We start from the raw sequence: 26,894 nt of genomic DNA, 5'->3' as shown, positions 1-26,894 counted from the left end.
GGTGTCCTCTATCCGCCGTTGGAGTCGATCTCTGCCCCGATCGGCACGGTGTCGTCTTCAGGGTCGTTCAGCCAGCCGTCGGGGAGAGCAACCTTGGCCGCGGAACCTTGGCGTCCGCGCGCGGAATCCGCCGCCTGCGCACGCTCGGTGGAGTCGGCGATGGTGGAAAGCTGCTCCTTCAGCTCGGCGAGCGTGGACACGCGGGCGAGCTGGCCGCGGAATTCACCGCCGACTGGAAAGCCTTTCAGGTACCAGCCTACGTGTTTGCGCATGTCTCGGCAGCCTTTATCTTCACCTTCGTGCTCAGCCAACAGCTCGGCGTGGCGCAGCATGATGCGGGCGACTTCGCCGAGCGTCGGCTCCTCCGGCACGTCTTCGCCGCGCAATTGCGCGCCGAGCTGCGCGAATAGCCACGGACGGCCGAGGCACCCGCGCCCCACGACAACGCCGGCGCACCCAGTTTCATCCATCATCGCCTGCGCGTCCTGCGGCGCGAAGATATCGCCGTTTCCCAGCACGGGCACGCCGGTGCCGTCCATGTGCTCGACGAGGCGCGCGATTTCGCCCCAGTCTGCGTCGCCAGAGTAGCGCTGCGCGGCGGTGCGCCCGTGCAGGGTGACGGCGGCTGCTCCGGCGTCGGCGGCGATGCGTCCCGCGTCCAGGTGCGTGCGGTGCTCGTCGTCGATGCCGATGCGGAATTTCACGGTCACCGGGATGTCGGTGCCTTCCGTTGCGCGCACGGCTGCGTCGACAATCTGCCCGTACAGCTTCCGCTTGTAGGGGAGTGCGGACCCGCCGCCGCGCCGCGTCACCTTCGGTACGGGGCAGCCGAAATTCATGTCCACGTGATCAGCTATGTCGCGCTCGACGATGGTGCGCACCGCCTTGTACGTGTATTCGGGGTCGACCGTGTACAGCTGCATCGACCGCGGCGTTTCCTGCGGCGCGAAGGCGGTCATGTGCAGCGTCTTCTCGTTGCCTTCCACGAGCGCGCGGGCCGTGATCATCTCGCAGACGTACAGCCCGGACGCGGTGCCGGTCAGCTCACGCTCGATTTCGCGGCAGAGCACGCGGAACGGCATGTTCGTCACGCCGGCCATCGGAGCGAGGATGACCGGCGAATCGAGGTTCATGCCGCCGATGCGTAGCTGCGGAAGTGTAGAAGTCACGTGGCTATTGTTCCTTTTCCCGTTGCGGTCGCACAAACTGACGTGCGCTTTCGCTTATCGACGCCCCGATTTCTCCCCTCCTCCTCCCGCCCGCTACCATGTATGCGCACGGGCCTTTAGCTCAGTTGGTAGAGCTACGGACTTTTAATCCGCAGGTCGTGGGTTCGATCCCCACAGGGCCCACAACTCATTGCAGCTCCTGGCGCCTACACGCCGGGGGCTGTCTCCCGCGCAGCCACTACGCTGGCAGCATGGCCCAAACGACAATCGCAGTAGTCATTCCGTGCCTTAACGACGCGGAGCTGCTGGACAGGTGCCTGGGTAGCCTAGACCGCCAGACCCGCCGGGCGGAATTCGTCGTGGTGGTGGACAACGGCTGCACCGACGAGTCCGCGGGTGTCGCCGCCGAGCACGGTGCACGCGTCGTCGCGGAGCCCCGCCGGGGAATCACATGGGCGGCTGCGACGGGATACGACGCGGCCTACAGATGGGGTGCTGAGTTCATCGTGCGCACCGACGCTGACGCGTGGTTGCCGGACGATTATCTCGAGTCGCTCGACCGGGCATGGTCGTCCGCCCCGCCCGGCGTAGTGGGGGTGACAGGAAGGGCGCTTTTCGACGCCGCACCGCGCGCCGTTTCCCGTCTCTACCTTGCCGTGTACCGGTGGTCGGTGGGTTCGGCGCTCGGTCACCCGCCCTTTTTCGGCACTAACTGTTCATTCCGCGCCAGCTGGTGGTCATCCGTCCACGGCTCGCTTGCGATGGAAGACACAGCGGCACATGACGACATGCAGCTCTCCTTCGCCGTCCGCCCCGGGGAGACGGTCTGGTTCGTCCCGGAGCTCGTCGTCGGCATGGACAACAGGGCATTGCGGGGCCGCCGACAGATCCTGAGGCGGTTGCGGCGGGGCTGGTACACAATGATGCGTGGTTTCACGGTCTCGCCGCCATGGCGGCGACTGCCCGAGCGCTGGGCGCGCGCAAGGGCGGGAACCCGGCTAGACCTGTAGGCTAACGATGAATCGCATGCTCCATCCCGAAGGCATACCGTGACACACCCTTACCTATCCCGCTACGACCGGATGGCGGACCAGGCCGCGGCGCAAGTGATAAAGCAGTATTCTTCGAGCTTCTCGCTTGCAACGCAAGTGCTCGACCCGGAGACGCGGCGCGACATCCGGAACGTGTACGCCGTGGTACGGATCGCAGATGAAATCGTCGACGGCACCACTGCCGAAGCTAACGAGTGCCCAGAGACCGCCCTTGACGTCTACGAGGAGCTGGTTCTCCACGCGCCACAGCACCGCTTCCACACCGATCCGGTCTTGCATGCATGGGCGAACACACACCGGCGCTGCAAGCTCAACGACGATCACGTGCGCGCTTTCTTCGCATCCATGCGCCGGGACACCCAAGACGGGGCAGGTTATTCTTCTTTCTCTGCAGAAGATCTCGGTTTCTATATCTACGGTTCCGCTGAAGTGATCGGCCTGATGTGCCTGGATATTTTCCTGCACGGCCACGACCCGAGTCCCACAGACCGCCGCACGATGGAGGAGGGGGCCCGGGCACTCGGGTCCGCTTTCCAGAAGGTCAACTTCCTGCGTGATTTCGCGGAGGACCACCATAATCTCGGGCGCGGTTACCTCGGCAGCACTCTCGACGAGGCCCTGAAGAACTCCGTCACCGGGGAGATCGCAGCAGAGTTGGACCTAGCCCGCCAAGCGGTCCCGCTTCTTCCCACGCCGGCGAGGAGGGGAGTGGCCGCAGCCGAGGCTCTCTTCCGTGAACTCAACGAACGCATAGCAACCATGCCCGCTGCGGATGTCGCCGCTACAAGAGTCAGTGTGCCCACTCACCGCAAACTTCTTCTCACAGCGAGGGCAGTGCGGAAAGCGGCGCGGAAAGCGAGTTCCGAATGACCCAGATACGAACAGCGATCGTGATCGGTGCTGGCGTAGCCGGCATGGCCACGGCAGCACTTTTGGCCAAAGAGGGTATCCAAACCACGGTGGTGGAGAAGTTGCCGGCGCACGGCGGCCGCGCAGGCAACGAGACCGTCGACGGTTTCCGGTTCGACACCGGACCCAGCTGGTATCTCATGCCCGACGCCTTCGACCACTTCTTCGCGCTGCTGGGCAAGCGCACATCGGAAGTGCTCGACTTAGTTCCTCTCACCCCGGCCTATCGGCTGTTTCCGGAGGGCGGTTCGCCCCTCGACGTCACATCCGGCAGGGACAATGCCGCGGCCCTGTTCGAGTCCATTGAGCCGGGCGCAGGTGCTCGACTACGCGAGTACCTGGACAGCGCTCAGGAGACATACGACCTCGCGTTGGAGTACTTTTTGTACTCGACGTTCAGGTCAGTGCGGCCGTTGGCGCAAATCAGTGCTCATTACCCCAAGTTGGCGCGCTACCTGGCCGAGTCGATCGACCGCTTCGTTGGCCGCCGCTTCACCGACGTGCGATTACGGCAGATGCTCACATATCCAGCGGTCTTTCTTTCTTCGCGCCCAGCGCGTACCCCGTCGATGTACCACCTGATGAGCCACACCGACCTCACCCAGGGCGTCCTGTACCCGCAGGGCGGTTTCGCGGCGGTGATGGACGCGCTTTACAGCCTCGCCGTTGAGCAAGGTGCCCGCTTCTCCTTCAATACGGAGGTCGCTGCCATCACTTACTCCGGGCGCGAGGCGACAGGCATCACGCTAGTCGACGGCCGCCAGCTTCACGCCGACGCCATCGTTTCCTGCGCAGACCTCCACCACACCGAGACGCGTCTCCTGCCCAGAGAAAAACGGACCTACGACGAAGGGTACTTCGCGCCCCGCGACCCTGGATTGGGCACCGTGCTCGTGATGCTGGGGGTGGAAGGGGAGATTCCGGAGCTTGCGCACCACAACCTGCTCTTCTCCCGCGAGTGGGACGACGATTTCGCGGCGGTTTTCGACGGCCCGGTGCCTCAGCGTCCGATTGGTTCCTCCCGCTCGATCTACGTGTCTAAGCCGAGCGCGACCGACCCCAACGTCGCACCTGCGGGGCGCGAGAATCTCTTCGTGCTCGTTCCCGTCGCCGCCGAAGAAGCCATCGGCCACGGCGATATGTACCGCGGACGGGCAAGCGAACAGGTTGAACGAATTGCTGACGCCGCAGTCGAACAGATCGCGCAGTGGTGCGGGGTGGAAGAGCTGGACAGAAGAGTCGTCGTCAAGCGGACGCTCGGTCCGGCAGACTTCGCCGAGCGGTACCACGCGTGGTCCGGCGGATCCATCGGCCCCGCGCACACGCTTAAACAGTCAGCTTTTCTCCGCGGGTCGAACAAGAGCCGGAAGCTGGATAATTTGTACTACGCCGGTGCAACGACAACACCCGGAGTCGGTGTACCCATGTGCTTGATCTCCGCGGAGAACGTGATCAAGCGCCTGCGCGGGGACTTAAGCCCGGGACCCCTCCCGGAGGCCATCTGATGCAGTTCGCTTACCTGGGAATGCTGCTGTTCTCCCTAACGGGAATGGTGCTCATCGACCACCGGTGGAAGACTGCGTTCTTCCGGGATCCGCGCCGGGCTCTGCTTCTTTCCGCAGGGTGCGTGGCCGCTCTGCTCTGCTGGGACGGGCTGGGCATTGCCACGGGCACTTTCGTGCGGGGTGACTCGCCGTACATGGTGGGTGTGGATCTCGCCCCACAGCTGCCGTTGGAGGAGCCGATCTTCTTGTTCTTCCTCACGTACCTGACCATGAACCTGACGGGACTGTTGCGCGCGTGACATACCTCCTCATTTCCGCTCCGTTCCTTGTCGTGGCTGCGGCGCTCTGGGCTCGGGTACGGCCCTGGAAATTGACAGCTGCAGTGGCCAGCATCCTGTTCATTCTGACGATCATCTTCGACAATCTGATGGTGTGGGCGGGCTTGTACGAATTCGGCCACGCCACCACCGTCGGCCTCAATCTGGGGCGGATTCCGGTGGAGGACCTCTTCTACCCCCTGTTCACTGCGCTGGTGGTCACATCGTTCTGGGGGCGGAAATAATGCAGGTGCTCCGAGGCATCATTGCGGCGTCGCGGCCTGTTAGCTGGGTGAACACCGCTGTTCCTTTCGCGCTCACCTACGCGCTGTCTCAGGGCGAATTCTCCGCGGTGTTGGTGGCCGGATTCGTGTTCTTCCTGATTCCCTACAACATTGCGATGTACGGGATCAACGATGTCTTCGATTACGAATCAGACATTCGCAATCCCCGCAAAGGGGGTGTTGAAGGAGCAGTGCTGCCGAAGACAATGCACCGCCCGCTGCTGATTGCTTCGGCGGCGACCATGTTGCCGTTCACCCTGTACCTCTTCGCCGCCGGGACCTGGGCGTCAGGAGTGGCGCTGGCGCTGGCGTTGTTCGCTGTCGTGGCGTATTCGGCGCCCCCTTTTCGTTTCAAGGAAGTTCCGGTGCTGGATTCCTTGACTTCCTCCGCCCACTTCACGTTGCCCGCCGTCGTCGGTGCCCTAATCGGGGGAGCGCGGGTGGACGGCAGGATGGCGTTGGCGCTTACTGCGTTCTTTCTTTGGGGCATGGCCAGCCACGCGCTGGGCGCTGTGCAGGACGTGCTGTCTGATCGCGCCGGCGGGTTGCGGTCCGTTGCTACTGAGCTTGGGGCACGCCGCGCAACGCGGCTCGCATGCATTCTCTACGGCACCGCGGCCGTTCTCTGCTTTTTCCTGCCTGGGCCAGGTTGGGTGGTGGGCTTACTGGGTGCGGGGTACGTCGTAAACACGGTGAGATTCTGGAACGTCACCGACGAAACGTCCGCCGACGTGAACCGCGCTTGGCGGGTCTTCCTCTGGCTCAACTACGTCACCGGCGGAGTGGTGACCATCTCAGTGCTCACGCAGCTCCACGAGCTCGGCGTTTAAATCGGGCGGTACGCTCTGCCCCGGGCGTAGTGTGGACGCATGACTGTTGAGAACAACGCATCGGACGACACCCAGTTGGACCCCGCCAAGCCGTGGCTGCAGTATTACCCGGAGTGGACGGACCACTCGCTGGAGTATCCGGAGAAAACACTCGTCGAGCTTTATGACGACAATCTTTCCGCCAACTTCTCGAAGACCGCGACGAATTTCTTCGGGCGCACCATGACCTACGGCGAGCTCGATGTGGAAGTCCGCCGCGCCGCCGACGGTCTGAAGCGCCTGGGTGTGCAGCAGGGCGACCGGGTAGCCATCATGCTGCCGAACTGCCCGCAGCACGTGGTGGCGTTCTTCGCGGTGCAGAAGCTCGGGGCAATCGTGGCGGAGCACAACCCGCTCTACACAGCGCACGAGCTGCGCCCGCAGTTCGCCGACCACGGCGCCCGCATAGCCATCGTGTGGGACAAGGCGGCTGAGACCGCCACGAAGATCAAGGACGACGACAGCACTGCGCTGTCGATCGTCGTCAGCGTCGACATGACGAAGGCGATGCCGCTGCTGCAGAGGGCGGCGCTGCAGGTGCCCGTCGGCAAGCTGAAGAAGGCACGGGAGCAGCTCACCGCGCCGGCTGAAGGAACGTTGCCCTGGGAGAAGGTCCTCGGCGCCCGGAAGGTGATTCCGCCGCGTGTGCGCACCCCGGACAATATCGAGCTCGACGACCCGGCGCTGATCCTATACACCTCCGGCACCACCGGTGCGCCGAAGGGCGCAGCGCTGACGCACCGCAACCTGCTGGCTAACCCGGTGCAGGGCCGCGCGTGGGTCAAGGAGCTGCAAGAACCCGGGCAGCGCATGCTGGCCACCCTGCCGTTCTTCCACGCCTACGGCCTGACCTTCTCCCTGACGTTGACGTTCTTCATCGGCAGCGAGCTCGTGCTCCTGCCCGCTCCGACGATGGACCTGATCATGCGCGCGGTGAAGAAGACCCCGCCGACCTTCGTGCCGGGCGTGCCCACAGTCTTCGAGCGCATCATCCAGTCCGCCCGCGAGAAGAACGTCGACCTCTCGCAGGTCCAGATCGGCTTTTCCGGCGCATCGTCCCTGCCCGCCAGCGTGATCGAGGAGTGGGAGGAGGCCACCGGCGGCCACCTCGTCGAAGGCTACGGCCTGACCGAGACATCCCCGATCGTGATCGGCAACCCGGAGAGCTCCGACCGCCGACCGGGCTATATCGGCATCCCGTTCCCGGACACCGAGGTGCGCATCGTCAACCCCGACAACCCCGACGAAATCATGCCGTACGGCGAGGCCGGTGAGATCCTGGTCAAGGGTCCGCAGGTCTTCGGCGGCTACCTCAATAACCCGGAGGCCACCGAGAAGGTCTTCCACGACGGCTGGTTCCGCACCGGGGATATGGGAGTGATGGAAGAAGACGGCTTCATCAAGCTCGTCTCCCGCATCAAGGAGCTCATCATCACAGGCGGGTTCAACGTGTACCCGGCGGAGGTGGAGGAGACCCTGCGGGGCCACCGCGATGTCGTCGACGTCGCAGTGGTGGGGCGTCCGCGCAGCGACGGCTCAGAGGACGTCGTCGCCTGCGTCGTCCTGGACCGCGGCGCGGAGATGAACCCGGAGAGCCTCAAGGAATTCGCCCGCGAGAATCTCACCCGGTACAAGGTCCCACGAAGCTTCTACCACTTCGTGGACCTGCCGAAGGACCAGATGGGCAAGATCCGCCGCCGCGAAGTGCGCGACGAGCTCATCGCGCGCCTCGAGCGCGACAGCGAGTAGCTAGTCCCACAGGCCGAGGTTCATCAGGATCGCGCCGTCCTCGCGGACCAGCGCCAAGTCGCCGTTCTCAGCCGTCGGCAGGGCTGAAATGATGCGCTGCAGCCGCAGCTGGTAGCGCTTCTCCTCGCCGTCGACGGTGAGGGTTCCCACGGAGTTCAGCTTGTCGTGGGTCTCGATCTCCACGTCGTCGACAGTGGCATTCCCGCCGCCCGTGCCGCGGACGCCGAAGATCGGCTCGCCCGTGGAGAAGTCCGCGCCCTGCCCGCCGTTGACGATCAACTCGACGAATTCGCGGACCGCCACAGGGTCCGCGGTCAGCTGTGCGACGGAGCGGCGGCCAAGAACGGAGTGGGTGAGCGGCGTCAAAACGTCGTCAAGCGCCATGTCCTCCTCGCGGTAGCTGAGGCCGCATTGTGTGAGGTTGCCCTCCTCGTCGCGGCCGACGAGCACCTCGATGCCGACCTTGTCGTCGCGGTCGTACGCACGGTAGGTGCCGTCGAGCTGCGTGATCGACGAAAAGCGCGCGGCCATCTCGTCCTTCGTTGGGTCCAGTTCAGCGTCATAGATCTTCGCAGTAGCCATACTTCATACTGTAGGCTGCGCGCATGACGGCGTTCGCAATTTGCTTATTCGCGGGCTTATCGACGGCCCTTGGCGGCCTCCTCGTCGCCCTCCAACGCCGCCCGAGCGAACGCTTCTTGGCGGCATCCCTCGGCTTCTCCGCCGGTGTCATGCTCTACATCTCTTTCGTCGAGCTCTTCCCCGAGGGCGTCGACGGCCTTGAGGAAGCCGGAGTCGCGTCACCCAATGTGTGGGCTCCCGTGGCGTTCTTCGCCGGAGTGCTGCTCATTGCGGTGATCGACCGCTTCGTGCCCGACGAGATCAACCCCCACGAGGACCCCAGCCCCGCCGCCGCTGGCGCGCGCATGCGCAAAGTCGGTGTGATGACCGCGCTGGCGATCGCGGTCCACAATTTCCCGGAGGGTTTCGCCACCTTTTTCGTCGCGTTGCAGGACCCGGTGCTCGCTGCACCGATCGCCGTCGCGATCGCGATCCACAACATCCCGGAGGGCGTCGCCGTCGCTGTGCCTCTGCGCGAAGCCACCGGCAAGAAATGGCGCGCCGCCGGGTGGGCCGCCCTGTCAGGCCTTACGGAGCCGCTCGGAGCGGTCATCGGCTACCTCTTCCTCCGCCCGTTCTTAGGCCCCGCCGCACTAGGGGTCACCTTCGCCGCGATCGCCGGGATCATGGTGTTCGTCAGCCTCGACAAACTGCTGCCCACCGCCATCTCGACCGGCCGCCACCACAGCGCGATCTACGGCGTCGTCGCGGGAATGGCCGTTATGGCCGTGAGTCTTGTTTTGCTCACCTAAGCTTCGGGCCTGGGGATCACACGCTTTTTCACCACTCCGAAGCTTCCGCCCGTCGGCGACGGCGACCTCGCCGTGGTCACGGGGGCTACCTCCGGTATCGGGGAAGCTACAGCGCGTTTGCTTGTCGACGAGGGCTTCCGCGTGGTGGGGACGACGAGGCGACCTGGGGGCGTCGATAAGCGGTTGCCCGACGTGGCGTACGTCGGCCTCGACCTCGGCGACCCCGCTTCGATCGAGTCGTCCGCCGCGGAAATCCTCGCGTTGGGCACACCCGCGGTGCTGGTGAATAATGCGGGCGAATCGCAGTCCGGTCCATTCGAGGAACTGCCCCGGGATGCACTCGAGCGTCTCTTCCAGGTCACGTGATCGGGCACGTCGACCTCACGCAACGCCTCCTGCCCGCCATGCGTGCGACGGGGCGTGGACGCGTCGTGATGGTGGGCTCCATGTTGGGCAGTTTCCCGCTCGGTTTCCGCTCCTCGTACGTCGCGTCCAAGGCCGCAATCAAAGGCTTCGCCGCCTCTGCCCGCCGCGAGCTCGCCCCATTCGGGGTTGGCCTTACGACGCTCGAACCCGGCGCCATTGCCACCGGGCTTTCCGCCCGCCGCACCACCTACGTGGACGAGGCCGGGCCGTATGCTGCAGAATTTGGGCGGATGCTGAAGAAGCTGAACCGCAACGAAGCGTCCGGCATCAGCGCTGAACGCGTCGCCCGCGAAATCCTCCGGCCGATTCGTGCCGGGCGCCCTCGGCCGCATTATGCGGTGGGATCGATGGCCCCCGCCGCGTTCACGCTAGCGCGCGTGGTGCCGCAACAGGTCATGCTCAACGTCATTTCCGCGAAGCACGACCTGTAGAGCCCCTCTATGCTTTCGGTATGGGAATTATTCGACTGATCCTCAACATCATCTGGCTTCTCACCGCCGGGATCTGGCTGTTTCTCGGCTACGTCCTAGCGGGCATCGTGGCGTGTGTGCTCATCGTGACCATTCCGTTCGGCCTCGCCTCGTTCCGCATCGCCGGTTTCGTTCTCTGGCCGTTCGGCCGCGAAGTCGTCGACACGAATAGCGGCGGGGGACTGAGCGTGCTCGGCAACGTCCTCTGGTTCGTCTTCGCCGGCCTGTGGCTCGCTGTCGGGCATGTCGTCACGGCGCTTGCCCAAGCCGTCACCATCATCGGTCTGCCGCTGGCCTGGGCCAACCTCAAGCTGATCCCGGTCACGTGCTTCCCGTTCGGCAAGACCGTGGTCAGCTCGCGCGACGACCGCGCCCGGATGGTTCCCGTCGCCCGCTAAGCGCCCCGCGATGCACTCAGAGCTCACCCGGTACGGAATCTCCACCGTGGCCGCTGCGGTGCTTGCGTTGCTGGCTATCGTCTTTTTTCTGCGCGATGTTCTCGCCGAAGGGCGGGGGCTCGCGCTGATCGTCTTCTACCTCGTGTACTGGGTGCTCTACGTGGCATTCTTCTGCGGGTGGACGACCCTGCACCTGTCTAGACGGCAGCCGGAAGAACTCGCTGACTACGCCCTCGCGGAACAGCGGCCGGGGCAAAAGCGCTGGGTGCGGTGGATGGGCATCAAGGGGGCCGCGAATCTCGCTAGCATCGGCGCATTCGCCGCGATCAGCGCGGCCATCGTGCTCAGCCGCATCGAGTTCTTCCGCGAAGATTGGAGGTGGCTCGTCCTCGCAGGAGCCGCAGTGGTGGGGTCCTGGATATTCATGGTGATGGCCTTCGCGGCTGAATTTCTCGAGCTTGACTACGCCGCCCGGGCAGGGGAGCGGGAGCCGCTGTTCCGCTTCGGCTATTCAGACACCCCTCTTTTCGAGGACTACGTCACCCTCGCCTTCATGAACTCCGTCATGGGCGCAGCCTTGCCCGCCACACCCACCAACCGGCTCGCCTGGCGCAAGCTGAGGTCCAACACCGGCTTCGCCTTCACCTTCAACACGATGATTCTCGCCATGGTCATCTCCGTCTTGAGTGCCTCACTTTCGGCCGGGTAACCAGCTCGTTTGGAGCTTCAATGCGCGCAGGCTTACGATAGGCGAGCTGTCTAACAGCGTGTGCCCCCATCGTCTAGAGGCCTAGGACTCCGCCCTTTCACGGCGGCAACACGGGTTCGAATCCCGTTGGGGGTACCACGGCCCTGTGGCGCAGTTGGTTAGCGCGCCGCCCTGTCACGGCGGAGGTCGCGGGTTCAAGTCCCGTCAGGGTCGCAATGTGCCCCGAGGTTTTCCTCGGGGCATTTCGCTTATCGACGATTACACTGCCTCCCTGTGACTACTGTGAATCGGCGTACTAGTGCAGCCGATGCCCACGACGCGATCGTCGTTGAGGGGGCCAATGAGAACAATCTCCGGAATGTCTCAGTCGAGATCCCGAAACGCCGCTTCACCGTGTTCGCAGGTGTGTCCGGTTCCGGCAAGTCGCCGCTCGGCGCGAACGTGCGCTCCACGGTGGGCACCGCCACCGACGTCACGCCCATGCTGCGCGTGCTGTACTCGCGCATTGCTGAGCCCAACGCCGGGGGGCCGGGCGCCTACTCCTTCAACGTGCCCAGCGTCTCCGGTGGCGGAGCGTTGACGGATGCGACGGGCAAGAAAAAGGTCATCAAGAACTACACCCGCACCGGCGGCATGTGCCCGGCCTGCTCCGGCACTGGACGCGCCAGCAAATTCGACGAGGCCCAGGTCGTCGACGACTCTCTTTCCATCGACGACGGCGCCATTCTCGCGCCGGGCTACAAGCCTGGGTCGTGGCAGTTCCGCGCCTACGCCGAGGCGGGCAAGTTCCCGGTCGATGTCCCGGTCGGCGAGTTCACCGCCGAGCAGCGCCACGTCCTGCTCTACGGCGAACCAGAAAAAGTGCAGTACTTGGGCTTCAACACCACCTACCAGGGCCTGATTCCGCGCTTGGAAGCATCGTTTCTGAGCAAGGAGAAAGAAGGTCTCCAAAAAGGCGCCCGCGAATTCGTGGACCGCGCCGTGACCCAGGTGGATTGCCCAGCTTGTGGCGGCACACGTCTCGCGCAGCACGCGCTCGAGTCGAAAATCAACGGCAAGAACATCGCCGAGTTGTGCGCAATGGAGGTCGCCGACCTGGCGCAGTGGTTCGACTCGGTGGAGGCGCCGGGGGTGGGGCCGTTGGTGTCGTCGATAAGCGATGCGTTGGCGAATTTCACCGCGATCGGCCTCGGCTACCTCACGTTGGACCGGCCCACTTCGACGCTGTCCGGCGGTGAATCGCAGCGCGTGAAGATGATTCGTCATCTCGGCTCCGCGCTCAGCGACATCACCTATGTCTTCGACGAGCCGACCGCCGGGTTGCACGCCGCTGACATTGATCGGCTCAACAACCTGCTCAAGGCGCTGCGCGACAAGGGCAACACCGTGCTCGTCGTGGAGCACCGCCCGCAGACGATCGAGGCCGCCGACCATGTCGTGGAGCTCGGCCCCGGTGCGGGCACGGACGGGGGAGAGGTGGTGTTCGAGGGGAGTGTCGATGAGCTGCGCGAGGCCGGCACGCGCACGGGCGAAAGCTTGAAGCTCGGTGTTGCGCTCAACGACGACCCGCGCACGCCGACCGGCTGGCTCAGGGTGCGCGGCGCCCGCGAAAATAACCTCGCGGGCATCGACGTCGACATCCCGACAGGCGTGCTCACCGCCGTCACAGGCATCGCGGGATCCGGCAAATCGTCGCTGCTGCGCGCGCTCGACGCATCATCGCTTATCGACGACGCCGTGCTCGTCGACCAAGCCCCCATCTCCGGCTCCCGCCGCTCCAACCCCGCGACCTTCACCGGCATGCTCGACCCGATCCGCAAAGCCTTCGCCAAGGCCTCCGGCGAACCCGCCTCGATGTTCTCTCCCAATTCCGACGGCGCATGCCAGCACTGCAAAGGCGCCGGTGTCGTCTACATCGACCTCGGGCTGATGCAGGGCGTCGATGTGCCCTGCGAGGTCTGTGAAGGCCGGCGTTTCGACGACGCCGTGCTCGTGCACACACTCGGCGGCAAGAACATCGCAGAAGTCCTCGCGATGTCCGCCGAGGACGCGCAGCCGTACTTCAAGGAGAACAAAGTCAACGCGGCGGCGAAAATGTGCGGGCATCTTGTCGACGTCGGCCTCGGCTACGTCACCCTCGGCCAGCCGCTGACCACCCTGTCCGGCGGCGAGCGCCAACGCCTCGAGCTCGCCGCGAGCCTGAAGAAGCCGGCTTCCACCTACGTTCTCGACGAGCCCACCACCGGTCTGCACCTCACCGACACCGCCCGGCTCGTCTCCCTTTTCGACCGGCTGGTCGACGGCGGCGCCACCGTCATCGTGGTCGAGCACAACCTCGCTCTCGTCGCGCGCGCCGACTACGTCATCGACCTCGGCCCCCGGAGCCGGTTCTGACGGTGGGCGCGTGGTCGCCGCTGGCACCGTGCAGGACCTCGTTGCGCACCACGCCGAGACCGGCTCCGAGACCGGGCGGTACCTCGCTTAGCTCGGCACTTCCCGCAACCCTCCCCGCTGCTCCCCTGTGGATAAGTCTGTTTGTGGGCGGGTTATCCACAGATTCTTCGGGGCTTCTTTTTCGGGGTCGTTGTTCTGTTTAGCGTGTGGGGCATGAGCGATTTTGACGCGTTTCTTGGATCACTTGGTAGCCCGATGGATGTCCTGGCTGGTTTTGACCGTCAGGCTGCTCGTGCTGCCGGTGTCAAGCCCACCACGTATGTCGAGTGGGAAAAGGCCCACGAGGTCTACTTCGGTAAAACCCGCTTTTCTCGCCAGCAAGCTCACGCCGTGACCGTTGCTAGGCAGACGGGGAAGTCTCTGGATCAGATTCTGTTCATTGAGCAGCAAGTACGCGCTGTGTCCTCCGACCGGGAGACATGGAAACTCCGCCTGGCCCTGCTATCGGTGCGCGGCGACTACAAGACGCTGCAGCGCCGCGCCAAAGACATCATCCCCGACCCGGACGCCGATACACCCGCCCCGGAGTCCACGGTCAGGTTCGGCCGGACGCGGAAAGGCAAACGCACGGTCATCGCCACCGGCGCCGAACGCGATATCGCCGACCTGGAACACGCCCTGCGGAAGGGGCTCGACCCTGACCGGCCCGAGGGCCCGCAGATGTATGAAGCGTTCGCGGAGTTGCTGCGCGGCGGTGCCGGGGTTGCGGAGTCTGTGCCGCGTCCGTTGATCCAGGTCCCGCTTTCCGAGCACATCAGGATCCTGGCAGGCGAGGGGGATGAGACGATCCTGGGGTTGTCGGACGGCACCACGATGACTGGTGCGGAGTATTTGACTCACTATTACTCGAGGGATTTGGAGGTGGCGTTGTTCCACCCGCAGGCGGGTGCGGTGAACCTGTACCACGCGAAGCGGTTCGCCAACGCCAAGCAACGCGACCTGGCGCGGGCGACGCTGACGACCTGTCCGGTGCCGGATTGCCGGCACGCGGCGGATAATTGCGAGGTCCACCACATCACACCGTGGGCCCGTGGCGGGCCGACGAACATGGACAACCTGTCGGTGTTGTGCAGGTACCACAACCGCACCAACGACGACGACCCAGAGCGACACAACCGGGGTCGAATACACATGCGCAACGGCACCCCGACATGGGTATCCCCGCGCGGAACACCAGTCCCGAACACCACCCACCAATACGGTGCCATGCACCTGTTGTTCGGAAGCTAGTTCGGAACCTAGCTCACGCCACCAGGCCGAGGGCGAAGCATGCCCTGCGGCCATATCGGTGCGCGCAAAAACAGCCCCACGGATAAGTGGCGAAAAGTGTGTCCGGAAACGGCGATTTTCGGTCGCCAACCTGCGCGTGACAGGAAAATATAAGGTTCAAAAGCCAAGGGGTGGGGTAGTGATTACTGCCGCGGAGGATTTAGGTGTGCCCCGCAGGGGTGAAATGTGCGATGTAATGCTGGTTTGTAATGTTTCACGACCCCTGTGTAAGGTATCAATTCGTGCAAGACGCGGAAAATGAATATCCGCGGAAGTGCGAAACAAAAGAATAAGGCCCTGTGGCGCAGTTGGTTAGCGCGCCGCCCTGTCACGGCGGAGGTCGCGGGTTCAAGTCCCGTCAGGGTCGCTGAACTGTTGTCGCGTGCTCGTCCACGCGGTGCACGGTTCCGGCCAGATAGCTCAGTTGGTAGAGCACACGCCTGAAAAGTGTGGGGTCGCCAGTTCGATCCTGGCTCTGGCCACAACCATGAAGTCCTCCTGCTAATGCGGGAGGACTTTTTGCATATGATGGGTGGCTCCGCAAACGGAACTAGATGAAACGTAATTGAAGGAGACCATCATGGCAGAGCAGTCGACAGATCAGAACGTGAATATCGAGCACAACGAAGCGGATCAGCGCTACGTCATTACCGTCGACGGGGAAGAAGCCGGATTCGCGGATTACCGCGACGTGGATGATTCCACGCGCGATTTCAACCACACGGTGATTGACCCGAAGTTCCGGGGGCAGGGCTTGTCCGGGAAGCTCGTGAAGGCGGCTCTCGACGACACCCGGGCTGCCGGCAAGAAAATCATCCCGACGTGTTCTGCTGTGCACCACTTTGTGGAGAAGAACGCCAACTACAAGGATCTGGTCGCGTAAAGCGCGACGAGAAGACCTCTGCGGTTAGCCGTCGCCTCCCTGAATGAAGGGAGCCGGCGGAACCGTTACGCGGGTAGCTAGTTGTGCTGACCCGGTAGGCCGGTACTTCTAGATGACGTAATTGTTGTCCTCGGCGACGTAGGAGTCGGGATCGACGAGGTGCTTGCGCTCGTCTTTCGCGCGGGGGCGGGACTTGGCGGGGATGCCGATGGCGATGCAGTTCGCGGGGACATCCTTAGTCACGACGGCGTTCGCACCGACAGCGGAACCCTCGCCGATGGTGATGGGGCCGAGAACTTTGGCGCCGGCGCCGATGGTGACGTTGTCGCCGATGGTGGGGTGGCGCTTGGTCTGGGTAAGGACTTGGCCGCCGAGAGTGACGCCGTGGTAGAGCATCACACCGTCGCCGATCTCAGCGGTCTCGCCAATGACGATGCCCATGCCGTGGTCGATGAAGAAACGGCGGCCGATGGTGGCGCCGGGGTGGATTTCCACACCGGTGAGGAAACGGGTGATCTGCGCCAAGATGCGCGCAGGTCCCTTGAAGTCGCGGATCCATAGGGCGTGGCTGACGCGGTGCATCCAGATAGCGTGGAGGCCGGAGTAGACGAGGGCGTTCTCGAGGTCGCCGCGCGCGGCCGGGTCGTGGTCCCGGGCGTTCGCGAGGTCCTCTCGGATGGTCCTGATCACCTTCAGCATGGGGCGTAGTCTAGCAGCGCCAATAGCGAAGCCCCCTCGCGCTGAAGGATTGGATTCAGCGGGAGGGGGCGGCGTGGACAAGCGGAAAGTGTTTAGTCGCGGATGTCTTCGTAGAGGATGGTGGAGACGTAGCGCTCGCCGAAGTCGCAGATCACGGTGGCGATGGTCTTGCCGGCGTTCTCCGGGCGGGAGGCGACCTCGAGGGCAGCCTTCACGTTCGCGCCGGTGGAAATGCCACCGAGGATAGCGTCCTTCTTGGCGAGCTCGCGGGAGGTTGCCACGGCGTCCTCGTTGGAGATCGCGATGACCTCGTCGACGATCTCGCGGTTCAGGGTGCCCGGGACGAAGTTAGCGCCGAGGCCCTGGATCTTGTGCGGGCCAGCCTGGCCCTCGGACAGCAGCGGGGAAGCTGCCGGCTCGACAGCGACGAGCTTGATGTCCGGGTTCTGCTCCTTCAGGTACTTGCCCGCGCCGGAGATGGTGCCGCCGGTGCCCACGCCTGCGACGAGGATGTCGATTTTGCCGTCGGTGTCGTTCCACAGCTCGGGGCCGGTGGTCTCGTAGTGGACCTTCGGGTTGGCCTCGTTCTCGAACTGGCGGGCCAGGATGGCGTTGTCGGTCTGCTCGACGATCTCGTTGGCCTTCTCGACGGCGCCCTTCATGCCGGCTGCGCCCGGGGTGAGCTCGATCTGTGCACCGTAGGCGCGCAGGATGACGCGGCGCTCGATCGACATTGTCTCCGGCATGGTCAGGATGACCTTGTAGCCTCGAGCTGCGCCGACAAGTGCGAGCGCGATGCCTGTGTTGCCGGAGGTCGCCTCGACGATGGTGCCGCCGGGCTTGAGGTCGCCGGAAGCCTCGGCTGCGTCGATGATGGCACGGCCGATGCGGTCCTTCACGGAGTTGGCGGGGTTGAAGAACTCGAGTTTGCCCAGCACGGTCGCGTCGGCTGCGTCGGTGCCTTCGGTGATGCCCTTGAGTTCGACGAGCGGGGTGCCGCCGATGGTGTCAATGATGTTGCTGTAAACGTTTCCCATTTCTTGCTCCTTTACGTTTTGTTTGCCCCGTTGAGCGGGGCTCTGCTCGGCGGAAAGCTAATTTGTTTCCGCGGACGGCCCCAATGGTACACGAATGACGCCGAAAATCTAGACAGAGCAGTTCAATCTAACTGAACCGCATGGTTTGGCACGGTGACGTGCGGTTGGGGACATTTTGTGAACCGGGGGTAGCTTTCGCATCGCAGTGCGGGGCCGATCGGGCGCGCGCGGGCCCAGTTCTGTGGCATGCCGGTCATTTTGCTACCCCCGTAGGCGGGTTAGTATGGTCCTACTTGTACCGTCGAGACCGATTTACGCCCGCCGTCGGGGACACTCTAATGGGGGGCTTCCGGTAAGGAGTTTGAATGGATTCGCAACGGGTCAAAGACGATGACGACGCTATCCGCGCGTCGCTCACATCGCTAAAGACCGCGACGGGAATCCCTGTGGCGATGTACGGCACCCTGCTTGCCGACAACCGTCTCCAGGTCACCCAGTGGATCGGCCTGCGCACGCCGGCTCTGCAGAACCTGGTCATCGAGCCGAACCACGGTGTCGGCGGCCGCGTCGTGAGCACCCGCCGTGCGGTGGGTGTGTCGGACTACACGCGGGCGAATGTCATTTCGCACGAGCATGACGCCGCTATCCAGGACGAGGGTCTGCATTCTGTGGTGGCGGTCCCGGTGATCGTGCAGCGCGAGATCCGCGGCGTTCTCTACGTCGGCGTCCATTCGCCTGTGCGCTTGGGGGACAAGGTGATCGAGGAGGTCACCATGACAGCGCGCACGTTGGAGCAGGACCTCGCGGTCAATTCCGCTTTACGACGCGTCGAGGGCGGCAAAGGCTCCGCCAAAGCCGGCCGCGTGATGAACGGTGCAGAATGGGAGCAGATCCGAGCGACCCATTCGAAGTTGCGCATGCTGGCGAACCGGGTTGAGGAAGAAGGACTCCGGAAGGAGCTCGAGCAGCTCTGCGACCAGATGGTTTCGCCGGTGCGCGTGAAGCAGTCGACGAAGTTGTCGGCGCGCGAAATCGACGTGCTGTCGTGCGTCGCTCTGGGCCACACGAATGTCGAGGCCGCCGAGGAGATGGGCATCGGCGCCGAGACAGTGAAGTCGTATCTGCGCAGCGTGATGCGCAAGCTCGGCGCGCACACCCGCTACGAAGCGGTGAACGCGGCACGCCGCATCGGCGCCTTGCCGTAGAGCGAGTCGGCGTAGGAGTCGCGGAAATTTCATTACCCTGGTGGGCGTGAAAGAGCGTTTTTTTGTTCAAGGTGGAACACGTCTGCAGGGCTCCGTCCGGGTGGCGGGCGCGAAGAATAGCGTGCTCAAACTGATGGCGGCGTCGCTTCTCGCGGAGGGCACGACGACGCTGAACAACTGCCCGGAAATTCTCGACGTGCCGCTGATGCAGAAGGTCCTGGAGGGGCTGGGCTGCGAGGTGGAGATCGAGGGGACGGTCGTGCGGATCCATACGCCGGCGGAGGTGTCGTCGCATGCGGATTTCGATGCGGTGAGGCAGTTCCGTGCGTCGGTAGCTGTGCTGGGGCCGCTCACGGCGCGGTGCGGAGAGGCGATTGTGGCGCTGCCGGGCGGCGACGCGATCGGTTCACGCCCGCTGGACATGCACCAGTCGGGGCTGGAGAAGCTCGGCGCAAAGACGCACATCGAGCACGGCGCGGTCGTCGCGCGCGCCGAGAAGCTGACGGGTGCGAAGATCAGTCTCGATTTTCCGTCGGTGGGCGCGACGGAAAATATTCTCACCGCCGCAGTGCTGGCCGACGGCCGCACAGTTCTCGACAACGCGGCGCGCGAACCGGAGATCGTCGACCTGTGCGAGATGCTCAATTCCATGGGCGCGCAGATTCAGGGGGCGGGAACGTCGACGGTGACGATTGATGGCGTCGATAAGCTGCGCCCCACGGAACACACGGTGGTCGGCGATCGAATTGTTGCAGGTACATGGGCGTACGCGGCGGCAATGACGGGCGGCGACGTGACCGTCGGCGGGATCGCGCCGCGGCACCTCTATCTCGCGCTGGCGAAGCTGAAGACTACTGGTGCGGCAGTGGAGACGTACGAGCAGGGTTTCCGCGTGCGAATGGACGGCCGCCCGCAGGCTGTCGATCATCAGACGCTACCGTTTCCCGGCTTCCCGACAGATTTGCAGCCGATGGCGATTGGCCTAGCCGCGATCGCGGAGGGCACGTCAGTGATCACGGAAAACGTCTTCGAGTCCCGCTTCCGGTTCGTGGACGAGATGCTCCGCTTGGGTGCTGATGCGACGGTGGATGGGCACCATGTGGTGCTGCACGGCGTCGACAAGCTGTCCTCGACGGATGTGTGGTCCTCCGATATCCGTGCGGGTGCTGGCCTCGTGTTGGCGGGCTTGGTCGCGGACGGGGAGACTGTCGTGCACGATGTCGAGCACATTGACCGAGGTTATCCGCACTTTGTCGAGCAGCTGAACCAGCTTGGCGCGTCCGTTACGCGAGTAGCGTGAATAAGCGCTTATCGACGTTCCATTTACCTTGCCTGACCTGCTGATTTGTGTTGTTGGTTGGGTGTGTGTAGCTTTATGTGAGTCAGCGTGACCGACAACGCCCCGCCGGGCAGTGGTTCTGGTGAGATGGCGGTAGGAAAACGAGCGCTGGTAGATCCTTACTTTTGATTCGCATGGCAGGCGATTTTGTTTGTTGTGTGGGTGTGTGTAGGGTCGGACAAGCCGCTTTGAGCAGGCCCCGGGAAGTGGGGTGTGTTTGGGTGTGCGTGTGTTGTGTGAGAACTCGATAGTGTGCCAATGATTTTGTTTGGTTGGTTTGTGTGACTGTGTTTGCATCGTTTTGTGGTGTGTGCTGGTCGGATGATGCCTGAACCATTGATGGGGTGTTGTTCGTCTGGTTGGTCGCATGACTGATTGGATTTTTGTTGTTGTCTTTTTTCCTCGTCGGAGGGGCAGCAATGTGTGATGAACCTTTTTTGGTTTGTTTAGTAATTTTTGGATTGCCAGGCCATGCATTGTTTGTGTGTGGTGTGGTTTGTTTTGGTTGGGTTTTGGGCTTTTCACGGCTTAAGTAATCTTTTACTGATTGATGCTCGCTTTTTTGTGGGTGTTTTTGTGGAGAGTTTGATCCTGGCTCAGGATGAACGCTGGCGGCGTGCTTAACACATGCAAGTCGAACGGAAAGGCCTCTGCTTGCAGAGGTACTCGAGTGGCGAACGGGTGAGTAACACGTGGGTGATCTGCCCTGCACTTCGGGATAAGCCTGGGAAACTGGGTCTAATACCGGATAGGACGATGGTTTGGATGCCATTGTGGAAAGTTTTTTCGGTGTGGGATGAGCTCGCGGCCTATCAGCTTGTTGGTGGGGTAATGGCCTACCAAGGCGTCGACGGGTAGCCGGCCTGAGAGGGTGTACGGCCACATTGGGACTGAGATACGGCCCAGACTCCTACGGGAGGCAGCAGTGGGGAATATTGCACAATGGGCGCAAGCCTGATGCAGCGACGCCGCGTGGGGGATGACGGCCTTCGGGTTGTAAACTCCTTTCGTCAGGGACGAAGCGAAAGTGACGGTACCTGGATAAGAAGCACCGGCTAACTACGTGCCAGCAGCCGCGGTAATACGTAGGGTGCGAGCGTTGTCCGGAATTACTGGGCGTAAAGAGCTCGTAGGTGGTTTGTCGCGTCGTTTGTGGAATACCGCAGCTTAACTGCGGGGTTGCAGGCGATACGGGCATAACTTGAGTGCTGTAGGGGAGACTGGAATTCCTGGTGTAGCGGTGGAATGCGCAGATATCAGGAGGAACACCGATGGCGAAGGCAGGTCTCTGGGCAGTAACTGACGCTGAGGAGCGAAAGCATGGGTAGCGAACAGGATTAGATACCCTGGTAGTCCATGCCGTAAACGGTGGGCGCTAGGTGTGAGTCCCTTCCACGGGGTTCGTGCCGTAGCTAACGCATTAAGCGCCCCGCCTGGGGAGTACGGCCGCAAGGCTAAAACTCAAAGGAATTGACGGGGGCCCGCACAAGCGGCGGAGCATGTGGATTAATTCGATGCAACGCGAAGAACCTTACCTGGGCTTGACATACACCGGACCGGGCCAGAGATGGTCTTTCCCTTGTGGCTGGTGTACAGGTGGTGCATGGTTGTCGTCAGCTCGTGTCGTGAGATGTTGGGTTAAGTCCCGCAACGAGCGCAACCCTTGTCTTATGTTGCCAGCATTTGGTTGGGGACTCATGAGAGACTGCCGGGGTTAACTCGGAGGAAGGTGGGGATGACGTCAAATCATCATGCCCCTTATGTCCAGGGCTTCACACATGCTACAATGGTCGGTACAACGCGCAGCGATACTGTGAGGTGGAGCTAATCGCCTAAAGCCGGCCTTAGTTCGGATTGGGGTCTGCAACTCGACCCCATGAAGTCGGAGTCGCTAGTAATCGCAGATCAGCAACGCTGCGGTGAATACGTTCCCGGGCCTTGTACACACCGCCCGTCACGTCATGAAAGTTGGTAACACCCGAAGCCAGTGGCCCAAACGTGTTAGGGAGCTGTCGAAGGTGGGATCGGCGATTGGGACGAAGTCGTAACAAGGTAGCCGTACCGGAAGGTGCGGCTGGATCACCTCCTTTCTAAGGAGCTTTTTTGTGRCCCACAGTTGTGGGTGTTTGTTGGTTGAGTACACGATCGTGGTGCTGCCGACGTTTGTTTGTGAAATTCCAGGTGGACACGTACCACCCCGGCTCAAGGATGCTGGGTGGTGTGGGCACGGGGTGCATGAACCGGTAGGAACTGAACTTTTTCGACCTTTGTTGTGGTTGGTCATTGGTGCACTGTTGGGTGTCTGGGGCAGCACATGGTGCCTGCGCGCGTGTTTGTGTGTGGGTGGTTGTTCCTTTTGTGGCTCATTATTTGCTGGCTGGTCGTGTGGGCTGGTTGGTGGTGGTGGGTGTGGTGTGTGAGAACTGTATAGTGGACGCGAGCATCTTGTTTTTTGTTTGTGTGTGTTTTGTTTGTGTGTTGGGTTATTCGTGTGTGTTTGTTGTTTTAGGGCGCATGGTGGATGCCTTGGCATGCTGAGCCGATGAAGGACGTGTGAGACTGCGTTATGCCTCGGGGAGTTGTCAACAAAGCGTTGATCCGAGGGTGTCCGAATGGGGAAACCTGGCCGTGGTTATGTGCGGTTACCTGTCAGTGAATGCATAGCTGTTCAGGGGGTGACGCCGGGAAGTGAAACATCTCAGTACCGGTAGGAGAAGAAAATAAGAATGATTCTGCTAGTAGCGGCGAGCGAACGTGGATGAGGCTAAACCGTGTGCGTGTGATACCTGGCAGGGGTTGCGTGTGCGGTGTTGTGGGGTGTGGCTGGTCGTGTTCTGCCAGATACGTCCACATGGTGTGTGTGTAAGCGGAAGTGGTCTGGGATGGCCTACCGGAGTTGGTGAGAGTCCTGTACGCGAATGCATGGGCATGTGTGGTGGCCATATTTTCCCCGAGTAGCAGCGGGCTCGTGGAATCTGCTGTGAATCTGCCGGGACCACCCGGTAAGCCTAAATACTCAGTGTGACCGATAGTGGATAAGTACCGTGAGGGAATGGTGAAAAGTACCCCGGGAGGGGAGTGAAAGAGTTCCTGAAACTGTGTGCCTACAATCCGTCAGAGCACCTCTTTGTGTGTGATGGCGTGCCTTTTGAAGAATGAGCCTGCGAGTCAGCGGCATGTCGCGAGGTTAACCCGTGTGGGGTAGTCGTAGCGAAAGCGAATGCTAATTGTGTGTTTAGTGGCATGTCCTGGACCCGAAGCGGGGTGATCTACCCATGGCCAGTGTGAAGCAGCTGTAAGAGGTTGTGGAGGCGCGAACCCACGTAGGTTGAAAACTGCGGGGATGAGCTGTGGGTAGGGGTGAAAGGCCAATCAAACTCCGTGATAGCTGGTTCTCCCCGAAATGCATTTAGGTGCAGCGTCGCGTAGGTGTGCCGGAGGTAGAGCTACTGGTTGGTTGAGCGGGACTATCATCTTAGCAATGTCAGCCAAACTCCGAATGCCGGCTTACATTTTTGCGTGGCAGTGAGACTGTGGGGGATAAGCTTCATAGTCGAGAGGGAAACAGCCCAGATCGCCGGTTAAGGCCCCTAAGGGTGTACTAAGTGGAAAAGGATGTGTAATCGCGAAGACAGCCAGGAGGTTGGCTTAGAAGCAGCCACCCTTGAAAGAGTGCGTAATAGCTCACTGGTCGAGTGGTTGCGCGCCGACAATTCAGTGGGGCTCAAGTACACCGCCGAAGCCGCGGCAGTAATTTTTTTACTGGGTAGGGGAGCGTCGCGTATGGGGTGAAGCATGATCGTAAGGGTGTGTGGACTGTACGCGAGTGAGAATGCAGGCATGAGTAACGAATGATACGTGAGAATCGTATCCGCCGAATGACTAAGGGTTCCTGGGTCAAGTTCGTCTTCCCAGGGTGAGTCGGGTCCTAAGGCGAGGCCGACAGGCGTAGTCGATGGTCAACGGGTTGATATTCCCGTACCCGTATACATGCGCCCAATGATGAACCGGTGATACTAACCACCCTGACCACCTGCCACGATGATCTTTGATCATCAGGTGGGTGTGATGCGTGGGGCCTGATCTGTAGTAGTCAAGTGATGGGGTGACACAGTGTGGTAGCTACGCCACTTAGTGGATTGTGGTGCAAGCGTGCGGCACGGCACCTAGTGAAATGCGGGTGCCATATGTGTGAGGCGTGATGCGTAACCCCAACGGGGTGATGGTAGTGATCCTGTGCTGTCGAGAAAAGCCTCTAGCGATGTGTGTGTACGGCCCGTACCCGAAACCGACACAGGTAGTCAAGTAGAACATACTCAGGCGGTCGGGTGAACTGTGGTTAAGGAACTCGGCAAATTGCCCCCGTAACTTCGGGAGAAGGGGGGCCACAACCGGTGATCCAAACATGCGTTGGTGAGCTGGTTGGGGTCGCAGAAAAGAGAGGGAAGCGACTGTTTATCAAAAACACAGGTCCGTGCGAAGACGGTTAAGTTGATGTATACGGACTGACGCCTGCCCGGTGCTGGAAGGTTAAGAGGACCTGTTAGACCTGTGTGGTCGAAGCGGAGAATTTAAGCCCCAGTAAACGGCGGTGGTAACTATAACCATCCTAAGGTAGCGAAATTCCTTGTCGGGTAAGTTCCGACCTGCACGAATGGCGTAACGACTTCCCTGCTGTCTCAACCACAGGCCCGGTGAAATTGCACTACGAGTAAAGATGCTCGTTTCGCGCGGCAGGACGAAAAGACCCCGGGACCTTCACTATAGCTTGGTATTGGTGTTTACTACGGTTTGTGTAGCATAGGTGGGAGACTATGAAGCGCTCACGCTAGTGGGTGTGGAGTCGTCACGTGAAATACCACTCTGACCGTAGTGGATGTCTCAACCTTGGCCCATGATCTGGGTTGGGGACAGTGCCTGGTGGGTAGTTTAACTGGGGCGGTTGCCTCCCAAAGAGTAACGGAGGCGCCCAAAGGTTCCCTCAGCCTGGTTGGCAATCAGGTGTTTAGAGTGTAAGTGCACAAGGGAGCTTGACTGCGAGACTTACACGTCGAGCAGGGACGAAAGTCGGGACTAGTGATCCGGCACCTACTTGTGGATGTGGTGTCGCTCAACGGATAAAAGGTACCCCGGGGATAACAGGCTGATCTTCCCCAAGAGTCCATATCGACGGGATGGTTTGGCACCTCGATGTCGGCTCGTCGCATCCTGGGGCTGGAGTAGGTCCCAAGGGTTGGGCTGTTCGCCCATTAAAGCGGCACGCGAGCTGGGTTCAGAACGTCGTGAGACAGTTCGGTCTCTATCCGCCGCGCGCGCAGAAACTTGAGAAAGGCTGTCCCCAGTACGAGAGGACCGGGACGGACGTACCTCTGGTGTGCCAGTTGTTCCGCCAGGAGCACCGCTGGTTGGCTACGTACGGAAGGGATAACCGCTGAAAGCATCTAAGCGGGAAGCCTGTTTCAAGATGAGGTTTCATAGGTTCCCAGAAGACTACTGGGTTGATAGGCCAGATCTGGACGCACCGTGATGTGCGAAGGTGACTGGTACTAATACACCAACCAACAAACCATGTTTCATAAACCCGCACGCGGGCGAAACACCAAAAACGCAGACAACAACAACTTCTGCCGCGTCCACTATGCAGTATCTGACACACCACACCAACCCATGGTGTGGCCACACAGATACATAACTGCATAACCCGCAACACCACACCACGTGTTGCGACCATGACAGACCCTTATAGGTGTGTCGGTGGTTGATAGCGGTGGGGAAACGCCCGGACCCATTCCGAACCCGGAAGCTAAGCCCACCCGCGCTGATGGTACTGCACTCGGGAGGGTGTGGGAGAGTAAGTTACCGCCGACCAAAAACTTCATGAATGCAGGACGGCCCTGAAGGACAATGACGATCCTTCAGGGCCGTCCTTTTTCTATGCCTATATTCATTCCGTACACTTGGTCAGGTCGACGCAAGATCTGCGTGGTTAAAGGAGAGAATACTGATGGGGAAGCATTCGGTGGGGTACGGTGCCGTCGATAAGCGGAATGCTTATGCCGCGAGAGCGGTGAGCTTGGTGAAGACGTACGGCCACGGCGACACGCAGGTCACTGCGCTGGATGGGGTGAGCTACGAGTTCCCGGCGCATGAGTTCACAGCGATCATGGGGCCGAGCGGTTCCGGCAAGTCGACGCTTATGCATACGATGGCTGGGCTGGATTCTTTCGATTCCGGCTCCGTGGAGATCGGCGGGACGGATCTGGCGACGCTGAATGAGAAGGAACTGACTGCGCTGCGGCGCGACCGTTTGGGCTTCATTTTCCAGTCTTTCAATCTGGTTCCCACGCTGACGGCGGCGGAGAATATCACTCTGCCGGCGGATATTGCGGGCCGCAAGGTCGACCGTGCGTGGTACGAGGAGATCACGCAGCGCCTCGGGTTGGCGAAGCGTCTGAGCCACCGTCCGAGCGAACTGTCCGGTGGGCAGCAGCAACGCGTGGCGTGCGCGCGTGCGCTCGTGAGCCGGCCGGAGATCATCTTCGGCGACGAGCCGACAGGCAACCTCGACTCGAACTCGTCGCGTGAGGTGCTGGAGATCCTGCGCTCCGCGGTCGACGGCGACGAGCAGACCGTCGTCATTGTCACACACGATGCGCGGGCGGCGTCGTACGCGGACCGCGTGGTATTCCTCGCTGACGGCAATATTGTTGACGAGCTCCACGCACCCACGATGGAGGAGATCCTGTCCACGATGAGCGGAATCGAGGGCTGATGGCGG

21 protein-coding genes, 5 tRNA genes, 3 rRNA genes and 1 pseudogene are annotated in these 26,894 nt (G+C 61.8%); 26 read left to right on the top strand and 4 right to left on the bottom strand.

Annotated elements, in window-relative coordinates:
- Positions 1-8: 8 nt before the first annotated feature.
- Positions 9-1,133: a tRNA dihydrouridine synthase DusB gene (gene dusB, locus CAPP_RS09460; protein ID WP_076599077.1), complete on the bottom strand. Its 1,125-nt coding sequence runs from the start codon at positions 1,131-1,133 to the stop codon at positions 9-11.
- A 146-nt stretch (positions 1,134-1,279) separates the two neighbouring features.
- Here dusB and CAPP_RS09455 point away from each other — a divergent pair.
- The 8 genes from CAPP_RS09455 (at position 1,280) to CAPP_RS09420 (ending at position 7,854) form a co-directional block, all read left to right on the top strand.
- A tRNA-Lys gene (locus tag CAPP_RS09455) sits at positions 1,280-1,352 on the top strand.
- A gap of 68 nt (positions 1,353-1,420) precedes the next feature.
- The gene (locus CAPP_RS09450) at positions 1,421-2,179 is read left to right on the top strand and encodes a glycosyltransferase family 2 protein (RefSeq protein WP_076598937.1); all 759 of its coding nucleotides are present in this window, start codon (positions 1,421-1,423) and stop codon (positions 2,177-2,179) included.
- 39 nt (positions 2,180-2,218) lie between these two features.
- Positions 2,219-3,091 carry a phytoene/squalene synthase family protein gene (locus CAPP_RS09445; RefSeq protein WP_234958794.1) on the top strand — a complete coding sequence of 291 codons (873 nt, stop codon included), beginning with the start codon at positions 2,219-2,221 and terminating at the stop codon, positions 3,089-3,091.
- Positions 3,088-4,635 carry a phytoene desaturase family protein gene (gene crtI, locus CAPP_RS09440; RefSeq protein ID WP_076598936.1) on the top strand — a complete coding sequence of 516 codons (1,548 nt, stop codon included), beginning with the start codon at positions 3,088-3,090 and terminating at the stop codon, positions 4,633-4,635. Before CAPP_RS09445 ends, crtI begins: the two co-directional genes overlap by 4 nt.
- Positions 4,635-4,934: a lycopene cyclase domain-containing protein gene (locus CAPP_RS09435; RefSeq protein WP_076598935.1), complete on the top strand. Its 300-nt coding sequence runs from the start codon at positions 4,635-4,637 to the stop codon at positions 4,932-4,934. Before crtI ends, CAPP_RS09435 begins: the two co-directional genes overlap by 1 nt.
- On the top strand, positions 4,931-5,197 hold the full coding sequence (locus tag CAPP_RS09430) for a lycopene cyclase domain-containing protein (protein ID WP_076598934.1): 267 nt from the start codon (positions 4,931-4,933) through the stop codon (positions 5,195-5,197). The genes CAPP_RS09435 and CAPP_RS09430 overlap by 4 nt, the downstream gene beginning before the upstream one ends.
- Positions 5,197-6,066, top strand: a complete 870-nt coding sequence (locus tag CAPP_RS09425; protein WP_143313854.1) for a prenyltransferase — start codon at positions 5,197-5,199, stop codon at positions 6,064-6,066. Before CAPP_RS09430 ends, CAPP_RS09425 begins: the two co-directional genes overlap by 1 nt.
- Positions 6,067-6,105: 39 nt before the next feature.
- On the top strand, positions 6,106-7,854 hold the full coding sequence (locus tag CAPP_RS09420; RefSeq protein WP_076598933.1) for a long-chain-fatty-acid--CoA ligase: 1,749 nt from the start codon (positions 6,106-6,108) through the stop codon (positions 7,852-7,854).
- Here CAPP_RS09420 and CAPP_RS09415 read toward each other — a convergent pair whose 3' ends face one another.
- A complete protein-coding gene (locus CAPP_RS09415) occupies positions 7,855-8,436 on the bottom strand; it encodes a CG0192 family protein (protein ID WP_076598932.1) in 582 nt (193 codons plus the stop codon). It lies immediately after the preceding gene.
- A gap of 23 nt (positions 8,437-8,459) precedes the next feature.
- Between CAPP_RS09415 and zupT the strand changes: the two genes are divergently transcribed.
- The 12 genes and pseudogenes from zupT (at position 8,460) to CAPP_RS09360 (ending at position 15,836) form a co-directional block, all read left to right on the top strand.
- A complete protein-coding gene (zupT, locus tag CAPP_RS09410) occupies positions 8,460-9,227 on the top strand; it encodes a zinc transporter ZupT (RefSeq protein WP_076598931.1) in 768 nt (255 codons plus the stop codon).
- Between the two features lie 72 nt (positions 9,228-9,299).
- Positions 9,300-9,593 (top strand): SDR family NAD(P)-dependent oxidoreductase, encoded by a 294-nt coding sequence (locus tag CAPP_RS11255; RefSeq protein ID WP_327077546.1) that lies wholly within the window; start codon positions 9,300-9,302, stop codon positions 9,591-9,593.
- Positions 9,590-10,084: an SDR family NAD(P)-dependent oxidoreductase gene (locus tag CAPP_RS11250; RefSeq protein ID WP_327077545.1), complete on the top strand. Its 495-nt coding sequence runs from the start codon at positions 9,590-9,592 to the stop codon at positions 10,082-10,084. Before CAPP_RS11255 ends, CAPP_RS11250 begins: the two co-directional genes overlap by 4 nt.
- Before the next feature lie 20 nt (positions 10,085-10,104).
- Positions 10,105-10,521 (top strand): YccF domain-containing protein, encoded by a 417-nt coding sequence (locus CAPP_RS09400; protein ID WP_076598930.1) that lies wholly within the window; start codon positions 10,105-10,107, stop codon positions 10,519-10,521.
- Positions 10,522-10,531: 10 nt separating this feature from the next.
- Positions 10,532-11,230, top strand: a complete 699-nt coding sequence (locus CAPP_RS09395) for a DUF1345 domain-containing protein (RefSeq protein ID WP_084560538.1) — start codon at positions 10,532-10,534, stop codon at positions 11,228-11,230.
- A 62-nt stretch (positions 11,231-11,292) separates the two neighbouring features.
- Positions 11,293-11,368 (top strand) — tRNA-Glu (locus tag CAPP_RS09390).
- A gap of 1 nt (position 11,369) precedes the next feature.
- Positions 11,370-11,443 (top strand) — tRNA-Asp (locus CAPP_RS09385).
- Between the two features lie 69 nt (positions 11,444-11,512).
- Positions 11,513-13,715: pseudogene (locus CAPP_RS09380) on the top strand (ATP-binding cassette domain-containing protein).
- Between the two features lie 122 nt (positions 13,716-13,837).
- The gene (locus tag CAPP_RS09375) at positions 13,838-14,914 is read left to right on the top strand and encodes an HNH endonuclease signature motif containing protein (protein WP_290172859.1); all 1,077 of its coding nucleotides are present in this window, start codon (positions 13,838-13,840) and stop codon (positions 14,912-14,914) included.
- Between the two features lie 332 nt (positions 14,915-15,246).
- Positions 15,247-15,320, top strand: a tRNA-Asp gene (locus tag CAPP_RS09370).
- 42 nt (positions 15,321-15,362) lie between these two features.
- Positions 15,363-15,435 (top strand) — tRNA-Phe (locus CAPP_RS09365).
- 98 nt (positions 15,436-15,533) lie between these two features.
- Positions 15,534-15,836, top strand: coding sequence for a GNAT family N-acetyltransferase (locus CAPP_RS09360; protein WP_076600038.1), 303 nt, complete (start codon positions 15,534-15,536; stop codon positions 15,834-15,836).
- A 108-nt stretch (positions 15,837-15,944) separates the two neighbouring features.
- On the opposite strand, the gene epsC is transcribed toward CAPP_RS09360, so the two are convergent.
- Together epsC and cysK are read right to left on the bottom strand one after the other, a co-directional pair.
- On the bottom strand, positions 15,945-16,535 hold the full coding sequence (gene epsC, locus CAPP_RS09355) for a serine O-acetyltransferase EpsC (RefSeq protein ID WP_076600035.1): 591 nt from the start codon (positions 16,533-16,535) through the stop codon (positions 15,945-15,947).
- A gap of 92 nt (positions 16,536-16,627) precedes the next feature.
- Positions 16,628-17,572, bottom strand: coding sequence for a cysteine synthase A (gene cysK, locus CAPP_RS09350; protein ID WP_076600034.1), 945 nt, complete (start codon positions 17,570-17,572; stop codon positions 16,628-16,630).
- Positions 17,573-17,937: 365 nt separating this feature from the next.
- Here cysK and ramA point away from each other — a divergent pair, with 365 nt between their 5' ends.
- The 6 genes from ramA (at position 17,938) to CAPP_RS09320 (ending at position 26,888) form a co-directional block, all read left to right on the top strand.
- Entirely contained in the window at positions 17,938-18,777 is an 840-nt protein-coding gene (gene ramA / locus CAPP_RS09345) for an acetate metabolism transcriptional regulator RamA (protein ID WP_076600033.1), read from the top strand.
- A gap of 46 nt (positions 18,778-18,823) precedes the next feature.
- Positions 18,824-20,077, top strand: coding sequence for a UDP-N-acetylglucosamine 1-carboxyvinyltransferase (gene murA / locus CAPP_RS09340; RefSeq protein WP_076600037.1), 1,254 nt, complete (start codon positions 18,824-18,826; stop codon positions 20,075-20,077).
- 612 nt (positions 20,078-20,689) lie between these two features.
- Positions 20,690-22,206 (top strand): 16S ribosomal RNA (locus CAPP_RS09335).
- Positions 22,207-22,610: 404 nt separating this feature from the next.
- Positions 22,611-25,686: ribosomal RNA gene (locus CAPP_RS09330) — 23S ribosomal RNA — on the top strand.
- Between the two features lie 180 nt (positions 25,687-25,866).
- Positions 25,867-25,984, top strand: a 5S ribosomal RNA gene (rrf, locus tag CAPP_RS09325).
- Together the 16S, 23S and 5S rRNA genes form the textbook arrangement of a ribosomal RNA operon.
- Positions 25,985-26,120: 136 nt before the next feature.
- The gene (locus CAPP_RS09320) at positions 26,121-26,888 is read left to right on the top strand and encodes an ABC transporter ATP-binding protein (protein WP_076599879.1); all 768 of its coding nucleotides are present in this window, start codon (positions 26,121-26,123) and stop codon (positions 26,886-26,888) included.
- Positions 26,889-26,894: the final 6 nt, after the last annotated feature.

It is taken from the genome of Corynebacterium appendicis CIP 107643 (genome assembly GCF_030408415.1).
Classification (GTDB): Bacteria; Actinomycetota; Actinomycetes; order Mycobacteriales; family Mycobacteriaceae; genus Corynebacterium; species Corynebacterium appendicis.
Note: the sequence above shows the minus strand (reverse complement) of the source record. Positions and strands in the feature narration are given on the sequence as shown.

Bases quoted from the DNA above. Each gene is read 5' to 3' on its own strand.
- dusB (WP_076599077.1), bottom strand. From the start codon at position 1,133: ATGAACCTCGATTCGCCGGTCATCCTCGCTCCGATGGCCGGCGTGACG.
- CAPP_RS09450 (WP_076598937.1), top strand. From the start codon at position 1,421: ATGGCCCAAACGACAATCGCAGTAGTCATTCCGTGCCTTAACGACGCG.
- crtI (WP_076598936.1), top strand. From the start codon at position 3,088: ATGACCCAGATACGAACAGCGATCGTGATCGGTGCTGGCGTAGCCGGC.
- CAPP_RS09435 (WP_076598935.1), top strand. From the start codon at position 4,635: ATGCAGTTCGCTTACCTGGGAATGCTGCTGTTCTCCCTAACGGGAATG.
- CAPP_RS09425 (WP_143313854.1), top strand. From the start codon at position 5,197: ATGCAGGTGCTCCGAGGCATCATTGCGGCGTCGCGGCCTGTTAGCTGG.
- CAPP_RS09420 (WP_076598933.1), top strand. From the start codon at position 6,106: ATGACTGTTGAGAACAACGCATCGGACGACACCCAGTTGGACCCCGCC.
- CAPP_RS09415 (WP_076598932.1), bottom strand. From the start codon at position 8,436: ATGGCTACTGCGAAGATCTATGACGCTGAACTGGACCCAACGAAGGAC.
- zupT (WP_076598931.1), top strand. From the start codon at position 8,460: ATGACGGCGTTCGCAATTTGCTTATTCGCGGGCTTATCGACGGCCCTT.
- CAPP_RS09400 (WP_076598930.1), top strand. From the start codon at position 10,105: ATGGGAATTATTCGACTGATCCTCAACATCATCTGGCTTCTCACCGCC.
- CAPP_RS09395 (WP_084560538.1), top strand. From the start codon at position 10,532: ATGCACTCAGAGCTCACCCGGTACGGAATCTCCACCGTGGCCGCTGCG.
- CAPP_RS09375 (WP_290172859.1), top strand. From the start codon at position 13,838: ATGAGCGATTTTGACGCGTTTCTTGGATCACTTGGTAGCCCGATGGAT.
- CAPP_RS09360 (WP_076600038.1), top strand. From the start codon at position 15,534: ATGGCAGAGCAGTCGACAGATCAGAACGTGAATATCGAGCACAACGAA.
- epsC (WP_076600035.1), bottom strand. From the start codon at position 16,535: ATGCTGAAGGTGATCAGGACCATCCGAGAGGACCTCGCGAACGCCCGG.
- cysK (WP_076600034.1), bottom strand. From the start codon at position 17,572: ATGGGAAACGTTTACAGCAACATCATTGACACCATCGGCGGCACCCCG.
- ramA (WP_076600033.1), top strand. From the start codon at position 17,938: ATGGATTCGCAACGGGTCAAAGACGATGACGACGCTATCCGCGCGTCG.
- CAPP_RS09320 (WP_076599879.1), top strand. From the start codon at position 26,121: ATGGGGAAGCATTCGGTGGGGTACGGTGCCGTCGATAAGCGGAATGCT.